This window comes from Marixanthomonas spongiae, from assembly GCF_003095375.1.
Classification (GTDB): domain Bacteria; phylum Bacteroidota; class Bacteroidia; order Flavobacteriales; family Flavobacteriaceae; genus Marixanthomonas; species Marixanthomonas spongiae.
The window spans coordinates 105,638-120,695 of sequence record NZ_QEHR01000002.1 but is presented as its reverse complement, the minus strand read 5'-3'; the positions used below and the strand labels follow the sequence as shown (position 1 = coordinate 120,695).

The 15,058-nt window shown below is 40.3% G+C and carries 9 protein-coding genes; 6 read left to right on the top strand and 3 right to left on the bottom strand.

Annotated elements, in window-relative coordinates; all coding sequences use genetic code 11:
• Positions 1–367 precede the first annotated feature (367 nt).
• Positions 368–1,549, top strand: coding sequence for a helix-turn-helix domain-containing protein (locus DDV96_RS03150; protein ID WP_116693298.1), 1,182 nt, complete (start codon positions 368–370; stop codon positions 1,547–1,549).
• 156 nt (positions 1,550–1,705) lie between these two features.
• A complete protein-coding gene (locus DDV96_RS03145; RefSeq protein WP_165805953.1) occupies positions 1,706–6,064 on the top strand; it encodes a carboxypeptidase regulatory-like domain-containing protein in 4,359 nt (1,452 codons plus the stop codon).
• A gap of 314 nt (positions 6,065–6,378) precedes the next feature.
• On the opposite strand, the gene DDV96_RS15770 is transcribed toward DDV96_RS03145, so the two are convergent.
• On the bottom strand, positions 6,379–6,822 hold the full coding sequence (locus DDV96_RS15770) for a hypothetical protein (protein ID WP_133240804.1): 444 nt from the start codon (positions 6,820–6,822) through the stop codon (positions 6,379–6,381).
• A gap of 229 nt (positions 6,823–7,051) precedes the next feature.
• On the opposite strand from DDV96_RS15770, the gene DDV96_RS03135 reads away from it, so the two are divergent.
• Both DDV96_RS03135 and DDV96_RS03130 read left to right on the top strand, forming a co-directional pair.
• On the top strand, positions 7,052–8,299 hold the full coding sequence (locus DDV96_RS03135) for an MFS transporter (protein ID WP_206073998.1): 1,248 nt from the start codon (positions 7,052–7,054) through the stop codon (positions 8,297–8,299).
• 371 nt (positions 8,300–8,670) lie between these two features.
• Positions 8,671–11,658 (top strand): CHAT domain-containing protein, encoded by a 2,988-nt coding sequence (locus DDV96_RS03130; RefSeq protein ID WP_116693296.1) that lies wholly within the window; start codon positions 8,671–8,673, stop codon positions 11,656–11,658.
• Here DDV96_RS03130 and DDV96_RS03125 read toward each other — a convergent pair.
• Positions 11,650–12,363, bottom strand: a complete 714-nt coding sequence (locus DDV96_RS03125) for a tetratricopeptide repeat protein (RefSeq protein ID WP_116693295.1) — start codon at positions 12,361–12,363, stop codon at positions 11,650–11,652. The two genes, DDV96_RS03130 and DDV96_RS03125, sit on opposite strands and share 9 nt — an antisense overlap.
• Positions 12,356–12,898, bottom strand: a complete 543-nt coding sequence (locus DDV96_RS03120; RefSeq protein ID WP_116693294.1) for an RNA polymerase sigma factor — start codon at positions 12,896–12,898, stop codon at positions 12,356–12,358. Before DDV96_RS03120 ends, DDV96_RS03125 begins: the two co-directional genes overlap by 8 nt.
• A 186-nt stretch (positions 12,899–13,084) precedes the next feature.
• Between DDV96_RS03120 and DDV96_RS03115 the strand changes: the two genes are divergently transcribed.
• Both DDV96_RS03115 and DDV96_RS03110 read left to right on the top strand, forming a co-directional pair.
• Positions 13,085–13,588, top strand: coding sequence for an outer membrane protein (locus DDV96_RS03115; protein ID WP_240607662.1), 504 nt, complete (start codon positions 13,085–13,087; stop codon positions 13,586–13,588).
• 75 nt (positions 13,589–13,663) lie between these two features.
• Positions 13,664–14,920, top strand: a complete 1,257-nt coding sequence (locus DDV96_RS03110; protein ID WP_116693293.1) for a hypothetical protein — start codon at positions 13,664–13,666, stop codon at positions 14,918–14,920.
• Positions 14,921–15,058: the final 138 nt, after the last annotated feature.

Below are 15,058 nucleotides of genomic sequence, written 5' to 3'. Positions count from 1 at the left end.
CAATAAAAACCGAACGGTACTCCGGGGCTTTGCATTTGCAGGACGGGAACTATTGGAGATCATTTTTTGTAATCTCCCCGGCTACACAAAAAAAAAGAAACGAGGTCGTCTAAATTGTTTTTAAATATTTTCGTTTTTTAATAGGACAAAAATTTGTATTATTTTGTAGGTAGCTTGTCCTATTTTTATATTCATTCTTGAAAATTAAGACCAGACCATGATCAACATAAACTAATTTTTAAACAGTCCAGGACTCTTTCAGCCCCATTAGGTGCTTCATACTTACAGATAGATTTCAAAACAAACTCTGTAGCTAATTAATAAATTGGTAATTTTAGCCTTCTCTTTATCTTAACATAACCTATAGATGTTTCCAACAATTGAATCTTATTTTTCTCTTTTAATGTTATTTGGCGCTTCACAAGCAGTTACAGGTATTTTCCTGTTGTTTAAAGATAAAAAAAGGCCTTATTCAAATACATTACTGGCTGTATTGTTATTGGCTTGGGGATTTTCATGTTATTGGTTTTTTGCATTTATCCATCAATCTCCTTTTTTTAGTGTTACGGTTACTACCTTTATAGGGCCTATGCTTGCTTTAACACTCTTCCCCCCGGTATTTCTTTACGCGAAGTATTTATTTTATGAATATAAGGGTTTTCAAAAAATTGATCATTTACATTTTTCTCCAATATATCTCTACGCAGTTTTTACCATGTATCTTTTTATAGACAGTGACTACTCTATACTCACCATGCGCCATCATGATTTGTACAAAGTACGACAAGAGGTTTGTTCCTATTTGGCAACTTTATTAGGACCTTTCTATTTCATAAAAACGAGTCAGATTTTAAAATTAAGGCAAAAGATGTTAAAACAAGAATATTCTGAAATAGAAAGCCGTAAACTGAAAGGGTTTCAAATTATCAATTATAGTTTTGCCTTGGTTTTTATAATTGGTGGTATATCAACAATTGTTGAAAACACCTATATAAATCCGTATGTGTTATACATGGCTTATCATGCGGTACTTGCGATTAGTATATTTTATATAGTGGTAATGATCTACAAGTATCCCATAGTTTTTAAACGGACCGAAAACGCTCCTGAGCCCTATAGCAATACCACTTCTATGGCTGAAGATTTAAAAGAAAAATCCGACTCTCATAAAACGCAATTTTCCAATGAAAATAATAGTGCCAAAGAAGAGGTTATCATTGCAAAAATTGAAAAGGTTATGAACGAGCAAAAGCTTTACAAAAACCAAAATTTCAGTTTAAATAATCTTGCTGAAGCCGTATCGGAGAGTCGTAATGCCATTTCGCATGCGCTTAATAACAAGCTAAATAAAACATTCTATAATTATATAAATGAACTGCGCATTCAAGAAAGCAAGCACTTACTTTCAGACAAAAATTTACAGCATTATACCATTGAAGGCATTGCGATTGAGTCGGGTTTTAAGACTATTTCTGTCTTTTACAGGTTCTTTAAAGATATAGAAAAAGTAACTCCTGCAGTTTACCGTAAAAAAGTGCTCGACCTTTAAAACCACTATTTGTCAATAGATTAGAATATTCATATATAGGTTTAGGACCAAAAGGAGCAATATAATTTGTTCGATTGAATTTAATCCAATTAGTTTGTTATAAAATTTATTTATGCCTTCTTCTCGATGGCACGTAACTCCTTAAAAACGCTTTTAATGAAAAAAATTTATTTTATTTTTATGTTCACGCTGTTCACATCATTAGCTTGGGCACAAAACATGGATACTCCAAATAATCAAGGTTCCCTACAACCTTTCAAGGATGATGTTGAATTGCACCCTGATTTTGAACAAAACAACCTAGAAGGATGGACTTCTCTAGATATAGACGGATTTGACACAGCAGGCCCGTTCCAAGATTTCCCTGGCAAAGACGGTCCTTTGGGCTTTATCGTTTACACACCCAGTCAAACGGATCCCCCAAATGACTTTGATGAATTCACGCCACATTCGGGTGAAAAGTATTTTGCAAGTGTTTCGTCTTATGACGGGCCGGTAAATGACTGGTTAATTTCCAATGAACTGTATGACCACGAAGGAGGAACATTATCTTTTTACGCTAAAAGCTCATACGATTTTAGCGGGAATGATAAGTTTAAAGTAGGTTATTCTACAACCGACGCTAACCCCGAAGATTTCGAACTTTTTAATAACGGAAATGCCACATCTACCACTTTGTCATGGACTAAATACGAATATGAAATCCCTGCTGGCGCTAAACACGTAGCTATTAATTGTGTGTCAGAAGCAACGATGATGCTAGTTGATGACATACAATTTATGCCTAATATAGAAGCTTTGGCTCCAAATTCGATTTCCGATTTTTCAAAAGAAGTGGATCTAACCAATGAGGTGCAAGCAATTTTCAATTGGAAAAACCCAACTACCGATTATGCCGGAACCCCCCTCACAGACTTGGCTGGTGTAAAGGTGTACCGTGGCACGCATCCCATGAACCTTACTGAAATTGCAGATCTACCGGCTACAGCTGGTCAAACTATGACGTATACGGATAATTTACCCGAAGAAGAATCGTACATTCACAGGTTTGTTCCTTACAATACCTCTGGAAATGGCAAGCTATATGATACACCTCTAACATTTTTCGGGTATGAAACCGTACCCGGTGCGCCCAATAACATATCGATAACACAAAATGGAAGTTTACAAAACGTAATTTCATGGGATGAAGTAGACTATGGCGTGCTAGGAGGACCGCTGCAAGAACCTGTGGTAGGATATACCATTGTCCGGAGCTTAGGGCAACATGATGAAGTTTTGGCTGAAATGCATAGCGGTACTACTTACACCGAAACGGAAATTCCTGATTTAAATTTATACACCTACAGTATAATTGCCCAAACAAGTGCTAATAACCTTGGTAAACCCGGCACTATGGCAACCTACTCAGGTTTAGATGAAAACCAAGTATCCATAACGAATGGCAATGAAGTATCTGATCAAGCTTTTGAACTTAGTAGAAATACGATTATTTCTCAAAGTATTTATACCCCTGAAGAAATAGGCAATACAGGTCTTATTACATCTTTATCATATTTCGGAAACCTAGGAGCTACCACCACCGCACGCTATAAAATTTACATGAGCAAAACAGACCGCGAAACATTTGGAACCAGTATTTACAATGCGGTGTGGGAGTATTTTGGAGATCAAAAGCTTTTATTTGATGGCGAAATTGAATTTCCAGAAGGGCGTAATGCTATTAATATTCAATTGGATCAACCCTTTTACTATGATAATAGCAACGATGAAAATATTATAATTACCATCGTGAAGCCCTTATTAGAAAATGTACCAACTGTAAATCCAAGAGAATTTTACAATACTCCAGTAGAGGGGATGCGAACGTATTACGCTAAAGGATATACTATTGACCTAAGCGAGGTGACCACCCAACCAGCATCTTGGAACACAGAAGAAATAAACACCATCCCAAGCATCGTAATGGAAAAGAAAACAAATTACGGTAGTTTAACCGGTATGGTAACAAGGGCTGGAGATGGTTCTGAAATGGACGGTGTCACGGTAGCGATTGCTCCGGAAGGCGCAGAGACATATCAAACTGAATCTACCATAACAGACCAAACAGGCGCCTATACCATCCCTGCCATATTACCAGGCACGTATGTAGCCACTTTCTCCAAAGATTCTTTTAATACCTATGAAACCAGTATTACAATTGAACCCAATACCCAATTGACCCTCGATGTCGTTCTTAACGATGCCCTTCCCATACTTATATCAGGAAAAGTAGAAAATACGGCAGGAGCCGGAATAGAAGGGATAAACCTAAACTTAGATGGTTTTTCAAAATTTAGCACGACTAGTGATGCTTCGGGTAATTTTACTTTAGAGGCGTTTGCTGAAAAGGAATATGAGCTTACTATTGTTCATCCTTTATATAAAAATCAATCTATTTCTTTAACCAGTGAAGCGGGTAACCATACACTTGACCCTATTGTACTTGAACTAGATCCGCACAAACCAAGAAATATAATAGCGGTTAACAATAATGGAGTAGGAGAAATTGAATGGACTACCCCAGTTGGTTACTTAAATGAAAAAACCATTGGTTGGGGAACTTTTGACACCGCAGGAGATTCATGGAGCAACGGTGGTCAAGCCTTTATGGCAGGTATAAGATTAGAGCCTTCAGATTTACAAGCTCAAATAACAGAAGATGCCGAACTTACCCATGTAAAAGCCTATTTTGCAAATAACGCTGAAGTGATTATTAAAATATTTGAAGGGGCCAACGGAGAAAACCTTATTCATTCCCAACCTGCCTCAATTCCAAGTGAAGATTGGTATGTTTTTGAACTAACTAAACCCCTTCAAATTGATGATACTAAAGAATTGTGGATTGGTATAGAATTTATAGCTGGGGAATATGGTTCTTACCCAATGGGTCTTGATGATGGGCCAAATGCCCCAGATAGAAAAGGAAGTATGTTATTTGAACATGGTAGCTGGACCGGAATGAGCCTCACCAATAAAAACTGGAATATATACGGAATAACCAACAATACAATGGAGGCCAACCCAGCAGGGTATAAAGTATATCGAAGTCCCGCTTCAGTAAATGAATGGACTGAACTTACACCGTCTGCCATTACATCTACTACCTTTAGCGATACACTGCTGGAGGATGAAGACCCAAATATGTATAAATATGGCGTCATTGCGGAATATGCCAATGGTTTGATTTCCGAGAAAGGAATTTCAAATGAAATTCAACATGAAATGCTATTTGATTTTACCCTAGAATTAAATCCTGATTTTGGTACGGCAGAAGGTGCGTATGTTTCAATATGGAATGGTACTAATTTTGAAGAGACAGTTACTACCGCTTCAGAAGCCACATTTTCTAACCTAATGAGAGGAAATTACAACCTTAGGGTTGAAAAGGATAATTATGAGATTGTTGAACTTACTGATGTAGCAGTAGAGAACAACGGTACTATTGAAATCCCGCTTAACCTCCTTAAAGTCCAGCCCTCAAATTTAACGGCTACGGCTATTGAAAATTCCACGTCTGTAAGACTCAACTGGAACTTAAATGATACATTTACCGATCAGGTTGAGAAATATGACGATTTTGAGCGTGAGAATATAGGAGAGTACATATTGAAAGATTTAGATGGTCTCAACACGCACACTTACATCGATTTCAGTTGGCCCGATGCAGGTGCCCCTATGTCTTTCATGGTTTTCAACCCTTATGCCACAACACCTTCCGTAGCAATTGATGCCTTTTCAGGACGTAGGTTTTTAAGCGCTATGTCGGGGCCTAACGGCGCTAATAATGATTGGCTTATAATCCCTGCCGGAAGTGGTGAATTTTCCTTTATGGCGGCTTCGTTAGTAGGCTCCGAACCAGAACGTATCAAGGTGCTATATTCTACTTCCGGGTCTGATGTTTCAGATTTTACAGCTTTTGGAAACGAAATAAGCGTTCCAGGAAACTGGACGGAATATTCTTTCGATGCTCCTGCTGAAACTAAATATGTAGCTATTAATTATATTAGCAACGATACTTACTTCTTAAAATTGGATAACCTTACTTATGAAAAACCATTTAGTCATGCGCTTTCTTATAATGTATATCTCGATGGGGAGTTAATTTCAGAAAATGTCACAGAAAAAATGTTTGTACTGGACGATCTTTCTACCGAAAACCACATAGCAGAAGTAGAAGCAGTATATGAGACAGGGGTGTCCCAAAAAACTGAAATTGAATTTAATTTGTTGAATATCGATACGTTTAAACACAATAAATTCAATCTCTACCCTAATCCCACTAATGGTGAATTTTCTTTAGAACTTGAAGAAGATGCGACGGTCAATATAATCGATATGCACGGTAGAATCCTGTATTCGGGCAAAGCAAAAGCCGGTGTAACTAAAATGGACCATGATCTTTCTTCAGGCACCTATCTAATACAGGTTCAAACAGAAAGAGGTACTACTGCTAAAAAGTTAATTTTCTTATAGTCAATCAGTTTTAATTTTTCAGTAATTAGAAAAGAGGGCCGTCGCCCTCTTTTTTAATAGTTATACTTTAGGTTCTCAATTAGAACTGCCGTACACTGTTTAAATTTTAAAACGTTCTAATGGCAATTACTTTATAAATCAAAAACATCAAGAAAAAACCGATTCCACATCAAAAAGAAGAGGTGTCATTCACAAAAGACAAACTTCCTGTGGAGCTTGTCCACTTATCACTATTTGCCAATAAACAAAAAACCTACGACTTCGAACCTTGCCCAAAAACAGCTCTAAAATTGCATTCAGGAATAAGAAGTTGTTTAATTTTTCAATAATTCTTTGGCTTTATCAATGGCCAAACAACAGATATTTCCGAAGGAATCTTCCCCTTTTTCAACCAATTGGTACGCATTTACAAAATTGTAGTAGGCCCCAATAGCTTTTTTGCTGTTCTTTGCCCGTATCAATGTTTCATACGAAGATCGCCGCAAGTCTTTTCTAATGATGGCATTGACGTACGTTTTCAATTCTTCATCGGGAACCACAACCTCGCCTTCTATTTTTCTTCGGAAAGCGATGCGCCGTTTTCTAGAATTGTATGTATCGGCTAAATTGCGCAATGTCCCTTTTTTATAAGCCGTAAAATCCTCTTGGCAACGATATGGGAAAGCCATCGTTGAATTTCCATCGGCATCGGACGGGTACAGCCACAACCCTTTTTTAAGACGCTTTTTTAGTTTTCTGGGTATTTTAAAAGAAGCCATATACGTTTGTTTGAATATTAAAGATACCGATTAAAATAATAGTTGTAGCCGAATAAAACATGAAACTTGAGACCTGAAACATGTAACTCAAAACTCAATCGATAACCGGTTTTGGTAATTTACAGAAACGCATCCCGCAATCGGCGCTCAAAAGCCAGTCGTTAGACCCACCATAAGTTTTAAGAAAACCATAAGGCACATTGCCGTTTTAAACCCATAATTTTGCGCCGTGAAAAACAATACGCCAAAAACAATTTTCGGCACAGACGCTAGGGTCGTTGTGCTGGGCATTGCCCGCATGGCCGATGCCGTGGGCAACTCTTTTTTAGTAGTTGTACTGCCATTGTACATTGCCAGTGGCGAGGTTTCAGGCGATCTTTTTGGGCTGTCTGAAACACTGATAACCGGAATTGTCCTAGGGCTTTTTGGTTTGGTGAGCAGCATATGCCAGCCCCTTACCGGCCGGCTGTCCGATAAACTGGGGAAACGACGCCTTTTTGTACTGGTCGGGCTCTTCCTCTTTATGATCGCCAATTTTCTTTACACCTTTGCCGATAGCTATGCGCTGTTATTGCTCATCCGAACGGCACAAGGTATAGCGGCAGCCTTGACCATCACCGCAACCTTGGCCTTGGTAAGCGAACTGAGCAGCGAGAATAACCGCGGGGGCAATATGGGCGTGTACAATGCCTTTAGGCTTATCGGGTTTGGGGTTGGCCCCTTGGCCAGCGGTGCTTTGGTAGAAGGCGGTCCGTACAACCTTCCGTTGATAGGAAGCATAAACGGTTTTGTAGCCGCATTTGCACTGGCTGCCCTCGCCGCCTTGTTAAGCATCATCCTCGTCGCCTTTTTTGTACGGGACCCTGAAAACACCAAGCCCAATAACGAAAAAATGATCATCCATTTTAAATCAAGCATACCCGGAAAAATACTCGATCCCATCTTTACCCTCGGCCTCGCCACCTTGTTTATGAGTATGGGATTTGCCCTGCTCGCCCCCATTGAAATAGAAGTAAACGAACGGCTTTCGCAAGGCGCCTTTTTGTTTTCCATTGAGTTCAGTGCCTTGATTGTTTCCATGGCTATTTTACAGCCCATTATTGGCAAAGCAAGCGACAAATATGGCAGGAAGGTGTTTATTGTCATCGGACTTGTTTGCTTAATCCCCATTATTCTCTTTGAAGGCCTCGCCACCCAACCGTGGCATATGATTACCGCCCGAACGCTCCACGGCATCAGTGCGGCCATGGTTTTTGCCCCTGCCCTGGCCTTGGCGGGCGATCTGGCAAAAAAAGGACAGGCCGGGGCCCAACTATCGGTGCTTTCCGTGGCTTTTGGGCTGGGCATCTCGTTTGGGGCCTTCTTAACCGGTTTTGCCATTCGGTTCGGGTTTATCGTACCCTTTGCCATAGGGGCCATATTAGCTGGAATAGGCGCTATATTGGTCTATACGCAAGTGCCAAGGCATAAACCGTGATCCCCTCTGTTGATTTTTAGATCGCTAACGTTCCTTTCGAACTTTTTCATATCCTGGGAAATAACGCAATTATGGATAACGGGATGATCGTTAGCTTGCCTTGTATTTAAGCAAACCCAAAATTTTATTTTGTAAAGCCTACCAGCCTTTCCGTAAGGAACAATAGTATATAAAGCCCTAAAAAAACAGGCCTTCCGTAGACTAAAAAAATCTCACCCTATCACAGCAGGGGTTGTATTTTATGCCAAAACCGATTATCTTAGCCGCGATGTAGGTAAAATCTTATTATTATTAAACACTGTGTGTTGAAAACAAACCCTCGAGTATGGCAACTGCCACCTATCGCATATTCACTATGACTGCCCCATAATATGAAAAAGATCCTTTTTATTGTCCTTTTGGCGCTTTCAGGAGCCATGTTGGCCCAGAATACCGTGAGTTCCGAAATCATACAAAAAGCAGATAGTTTGCTGAAACAAAAAGAATACCTGCGTGCTGCACAGCATTGGGAAACTGCCATCCAACACACCTCAAAAAAAGACCCTTCTTATTCGCTTTATAGCAGTAAATTGTTTTTTACAAAAGGAAAAATTTCTGAGCAAGAAGGTGATTATCCAACCGCTGTAACCTATTACAACAGCGCACAAAAAGCCCTAAATGACCATACTTCTCCCGTAGCGCCAGAGTACGTTATCGATACGTATAACGGTTTGTATCACGCATTGGCCTATGCTGGCAAATGGGAAATGGCCCTCGTAAAGGGCAACGAGGGACTGGCATTTTTTACCGAAAAGGTGAACAAGGAAACCCAAGCAGATTACATCTATGATTTGGCATACATCAATGACCGTTTAAAGAACCACACCGAAGCCATTGCGCTTTACCAACAGGCCATCGATAAGTACAAAGAACTAAAAACCAATAAAAATTTCGATCTGGGCTTGGCCTATCAGAACCTTGCGACTGTTTACAGTACCATTGGTTTTTTTTCAGAACGGTTGAAAAGTTTTGAACAAGCAAGGAGCTATTGGGAAAAGGACACAGAAATCAATCCCAGTTACCTTATCACCCTTTACGGAAACTTGCTTAAATTATATATAGAATATGGAGATACTGCAAAAGCGGAAGCGCTCTTTACCGCTTTAAACCAAATACCCAATAACACCTTGCAAACTGCTGATATCGCGAGCAAGTTCAGATTGAAAGTCATGTATAATGCATTTTTGGGGCAGCTTACTGAAACAGAAATGCAGCAACGTTATTTTAATGCATTTTTTTCCAGCTTACCGTTACACGAAAAAAACCAGTATAGCAACCATTATCTGGCCGCATTGCTTGAGCTGGCAGACCTCTACATAGCTCAAGAAGTGGACCAACTGGCCAACAAAACCCTGAGTAGCGCTTTAACGGTTTCAAAACGGTATCACAAACCGTTTTACGAAATGTCCGTTTATTCCAAGCAGGCAAAACTTGCCATCGGTAAAAATGACGATACGGCAGCGCTCGATTACTTAAACATGGCGTTGGCCATTGACGAGATAGAACCCATTGGTTTAGTTAACGTGGCAAACATTTTAATCAAAAAAGCAAACTTGCAAACTAAACGTAAACGTTTTGCAGAAGCCAACGCTGCTTTGAAAAAAGCATTGTCTGCCCTTGCTGAAAAACAAATCGATCGCCCAGAAGCCATTACTGTTAAAACCTTTGAAAAACAACACAGCTCTTTTTTTATAATGGCACTGAAAGACGCTGCTGGGGTTTACAAAGAACTTTATAACAGCACCCAACAAAAGGACTATGCTAAAAATGCCCGCTACTTGTATAGCTTAGCCGCCGAAGTGTTTGGATTGTACTATCAAAACGGGGAGTACAACACAGACTTAGATCATTTCAACAAATCGATAAATGAGGGAATTTATGAAATGCATACAGCCTTGGGGCTTTCCCTGTCAGACACGGTAATAGAAAGGGTACAGGCCAATAACTCCCAAGTATTGCGCAATGAATTTGAACGGAAATACACCCAGTTCCTTGCCGTGGACCAAAGCCTGTTGTCCCAGCGTAATGTATTGCAGTTCAAGATCAAACACCTACAAGATAGCAAAACCGGGAAAGGAAAGCGGCAACAACTTCAGGATTCTTTAAAAACATTAGATCGTGAAATAGCGGCCAAAGCGCCTTTGTTGCAATCGTTTTACCAGAATGTGTACCAGCTCAAAAACATAAAACAGCATATATCGAAAGACGAACTGCTTATAAATTATTTTATGGGCTATGAATACTCTTACGCCATTGCCATTTCAAAAAACGACGTCCATTTGTACCGGTTAGCCAAAACCGATACGCTAAAAGAAACGTTGAACGCATTCTACAACGCTTTGCAAAACCCGCAAAAAAACGTTTTGCCACAGGCACGTCAATTATACAAGAGCCTCATACTGCCTTTGGAAGACAAGCTTACCACGTACAAAACCCTTACAATTATCCCAGATGACTATCTGCATTACCTACCCTTTGAAGTACTGGAGCGTGAGAAGGGGCCCCTATTAACCACCCACACCATACAGTACGCCAATACAGTGGCATTGTGGTATTTCCTCAAGGAACACCCCTATCAATCAAAAGCCGATAAGGATTTACTGGTCGCTTTCGCTCCCCAATATACATCAACCGAAGATAAGGGCCAGAATTTGAGAGGCAGTCGGTTTCAGGAAATAGAAGGTGCACGCCAAGAAGCTGAAACAATTACCACCACTTTTGGAGGCGACTTGTTCTTGGGCGACGAAGCAACTATTGAAAATTTTATAACCCATAGCAGTACCTACAAAATTTACCATTTGGCTATGCACGCGGTTTTAAACGAGCAAGAACATTACAAATCGAGCCTTATTTTTAACGGCAACGACCCTTTTGACTTTTCCTCACTTTACGGCCTTTATTTTCCTGCAGATTTGGTGGTATTGAGCGCCTGTAATACCGGTGTGGGTAAATTGGCTTCGGGCGAAGGCTTGTTAAGTTTGTCAAGGGCATTGACCTATTCTGGCGCACGGTCCAGTGTTTACAGCCTTTGGGAGGTTCCCGATAAAGAAACCGCCGAAATTATGGCTTCTTTTTACCGGTACCTTCAAACGGGGGAGAATAAAGCAACGGCCCTGGCCAATGCCAAGCGCGATTTTAAACAAAACAACCCTATGAAAGGCCATCCGTATTATTGGGCAGGGTTTGTTATTGCAGGGGATACTGTCCCCATATTAGCTAAAAACAATACCCTGCAGGGGCTTCTGTTGGTTACCGGGGTAGCCGTGTGCTTAGGTGTATTTTTATACAGGCGAAAAAAACAAGTAAAGTCATCAATCTAATTGCTCCAACAGGTTTCTTGCCGTTTGGCTCAATGGGCTTTTTGCCTGTGTTACCTTGTTTAAATAATGGGTAGCTTGTGCCAAGTTTTCAAGCTTGATATATGCCAATCCCAAATACCAATTTGCAGGAGCGGCAAAATCACTTTGGGTTACTTCCCAAGGATAGCTTTCTAACACCTCAATGCCCTCATGTGTTTGGTTTGAAGCTAAAAGGCTCACTCCCTGATAAAAAACCAAATAATCCTTTGAAGTAGCTTGGTACAAGGCTTTGAAAGCTGTGGCTGCTTTAGTATATTGTCCCGTTTCGTACAGCTCAAAGGCACCTGCAGCGACATCTTCTTCGGCAAGTTGGCTCCTGCTCGACAAATGCACCACATTTGGGTAAGGTTCAAAATAATCGGCATAAAGTGTTTGGGTGGTCGGGGGTTCCTCGTATAAAAGCGAACCTATAGCGATAAGCACCACAACTGCAGCAGCTGCATAAACGTACCAAAAGGAGCGTTTTTTTTGTTTTGCCTCCAACGACCGAAACCTGTTTTTTAAATCACTGTGCTCTTCCCGTGCAATAGCTTCTTTTAGCTCCAGTTCATTGTAAAACCGTTCCCTTAGCGCAGCATCTTCCTTCAAGAGCTGTTGCAGTTGCTCAAATTCCACATTAGAAATCCTATTGCTGAAATATGCTTCTATTAACGCTTCTTTATCCATCTTTTCTCACTAAATCCTTTAATTGTTTAAGGCATCTTGATTTCTGGCTCTTTAAGACATCTTTGGATGAATATGCCAACGCTTTTGTTATTTCGTCCAATGTCATCCCTCTGTAATAATAAAGTGTCAATACGTGTTGGCATTTTTTGCCCAACTTGCGCCAAGACGTTCTCAAAACTGCTTGTTGCTGCTGTTCTATGTCGGTTTCAAAAACCTTCATTTCTTCTGAAATATGAATCGCATTACCGTCGTGATATATTTTTTTGGTATGGTTCAATTGCTTATAGGCCTTAAATTTACCAATGGCAAAAAGATAGGTTTTTAAAGAGCTGGTCAACCTAACCAGCTTTTTATTCTGCACATTCTCATATAGCGTAATAATAGTTTCTTGATAAATATCGGCTATATCGTCTGGGGATAATGCAAACCTTCGGGCGTATAAAAGAAACTCCTCTTTATATGTTAGGTAAATGTGATCTAAGGTTTTTAAATCATTTTGTTTCAGTTTATCAATTAAAAATTGGTCTTTAACCATTTATGCGCTATTAAAGAAAAAGTAAACATCCCCAAAAATAAACTTTTTTATCACAGCGTACAATTTCATTCAGTTTCAGACAAGTAGGGCTCACCAATAAAAAAACGCCATTTTTTTTTGGTTTCTATGTTTACTTTCAGTTTCAGGAGGTATAAATAGGCAAATACATTATTAAAAAAAACACACATGAAAAAAACACTATTGATTATGATGATCGCTTTGGGTGCGTTAGGCAGTGCCCAAGCACAAAACGACACAAGAATTGGGGCTTTCTTGGCCTACGGGAGTGAAATTGAAAGTTTAGGGATAGGCGTAAATGCGGCTTTTCCCGTTATAGAAAACCTTACCGTGGCCCCATCCCTTATTTATTATGTTCCAAAAGAAAACTATGGCTTTAAAATCAACTGGTGGGAAATCAATGCGAACGCCAACTATTATTTTGTAAATAACGAGGCATTGGGGCTGTACGCCCTTGGAGGCCTCAACTACAGTAATGTTAAGGTATCGTACGATGAAACTTGGGGCTTTATGGGAGAAAGTTCGGTTTCAGACGGACGTGTTGGGCTCAACCTGGGCGGTGGTCTCAATTTCGATATTGGGAGCAACATCCTCCCGTTTGCAGAATTGAAATATGTCCTTATAGACGGTGGGCAACTAGTGGCTGCCGCCGGTGTAAAAGTCAACCTATAAACCCATATCCAACCAAAAACCCTGTATCCAGATCGACTGGAAACAATAATCATATAAAACTTAAATAAAACACGTATGAAAAATTATTTTAAACCTACCTTTTATGTAAGCTTGGTATTGTGCAGTATTTTAATGCTGTCTTCTTGTAGTAAAGATGATGATACTATTAAAGACGATAGCAACCCAGATGAGTTATTACCAGCTATTGTGCTTGAATGCGATTATTTTAAAGAAGACCGGGTGTTGAAAAACGACACCTTGCGCCCAGTGGATTATGTGATACCCTGTTGGACCACCGTAAATGGAAACCTAAAGGTAGAGCCCGGTGTGGTAATTGCTTTCGAAAACGATGCGGGGATGTTCATTGATATGGACAACCACATTTTTGAAGTAAAGGGCACTGCAGAAAACCCAGTGATCTTCACGGGCACTTCAAAACAAAATGGACATTGGAGAGGGCTGTACTTTTCAACGGCCCACAACCCAAACAATAAGATAGAGCATACGATTATTGAATATGCCGGATCAGAGCCATTAAAACCCACCTCGCCAGTATATGAAGGCAGTCTGGCAATAAGCGGCGTATCGGGAACCACCCCTCAAGCATTACTTATGAACCACGTTAAAATAAGAAATAGCGGAAATTTTGGTCTCGATTTTTCAGGGTTGCAAACCAATGCCAATGTCACGGTACGCAACCTTACCCTAACCGAAAATAACGGGGTTGCGGCCAAGGTAACAGCAGAAATGGCCCATATTTTCGATGCGAGCTCTTCCTACTCGGGCAACGAGGTAGATGTCGTGAACATTGTACGTTCATATTATGAAATAACCCAGCCCGTCACTTGGAAAAACTTAGATGTACCGTATTTGGTTGACGACCGTGTCCATATTAAAGACGGCGGGCACCTTACCATTGCAGCAGGAACAGAGCTCTATTTTAAGCCTTTGGCCTATCTACAGGCCTCAGACGGTTCTACTGCCGGCGGCAATAACTTAAGTCTAAAAGTTATGGGAACAGCCACCAACCCAGTATTGCTTTCAGCAGCTAATGGCACCAATTGGGGAGGAATCTATTTTGGCTATACCCAAGAGGACAACAGCATATCGCACGCAGTTATCGAACTTGCAAAAGGAGACTTTCCAGTTGGCAACATTGAAAACACAGGCGCCATTTACATGCATGCCAGCCCTAAGCTTGCTGTTGCCAATACACTTTTTAAAGACCTGCCCAACTGTGCTTTTTATGGATACACCACAGATCCATTTGAGAATCTAACCTTGAGCAATGTTAGTTTTAACAATGTAGGAGGTGAACTTTGTGAAGAATAAACCAACAGTAGCGGCGCACAAACGAATTAGCCGTTTGTGCGTCGCTTTTTCCATAATAAACACGGTTTACAGTGGCTGCCTACTTACGGGGTGAAGCAGCCTTTACAACATACAGCTTCATAGCATTTCAGAATAAAA

Bases quoted from the DNA above. Each gene is read 5' to 3' on its own strand.
- DDV96_RS03130 (WP_116693296.1), top strand. From the start codon at position 8,671: ATGAAAAAGATCCTTTTTATTGTCCTTTTGGCGCTTTCAGGAGCCATG.
- DDV96_RS03145 (WP_165805953.1), top strand. From the start codon at position 1,706: ATGAAAAAAATTTATTTTATTTTTATGTTCACGCTGTTCACATCATTA.
- DDV96_RS03120 (WP_116693294.1), bottom strand. From the start codon at position 12,898: ATGGTTAAAGACCAATTTTTAATTGATAAACTGAAACAAAATGATTTA.
- DDV96_RS03110 (WP_116693293.1), top strand. From the start codon at position 13,664: ATGAAAAATTATTTTAAACCTACCTTTTATGTAAGCTTGGTATTGTGC.
- DDV96_RS15770 (WP_133240804.1), bottom strand. From the start codon at position 6,822: ATGGCTTCTTTTAAAATACCCAGAAAACTAAAAAAGCGTCTTAAAAAA.
- DDV96_RS03150 (WP_116693298.1), top strand. From the start codon at position 368: ATGTTTCCAACAATTGAATCTTATTTTTCTCTTTTAATGTTATTTGGC.
- DDV96_RS03125 (WP_116693295.1), bottom strand. From the start codon at position 12,363: ATGGATAAAGAAGCGTTAATAGAAGCATATTTCAGCAATAGGATTTCT.
- DDV96_RS03115 (WP_240607662.1), top strand. From the start codon at position 13,085: ATGAAAAAAACACTATTGATTATGATGATCGCTTTGGGTGCGTTAGGC.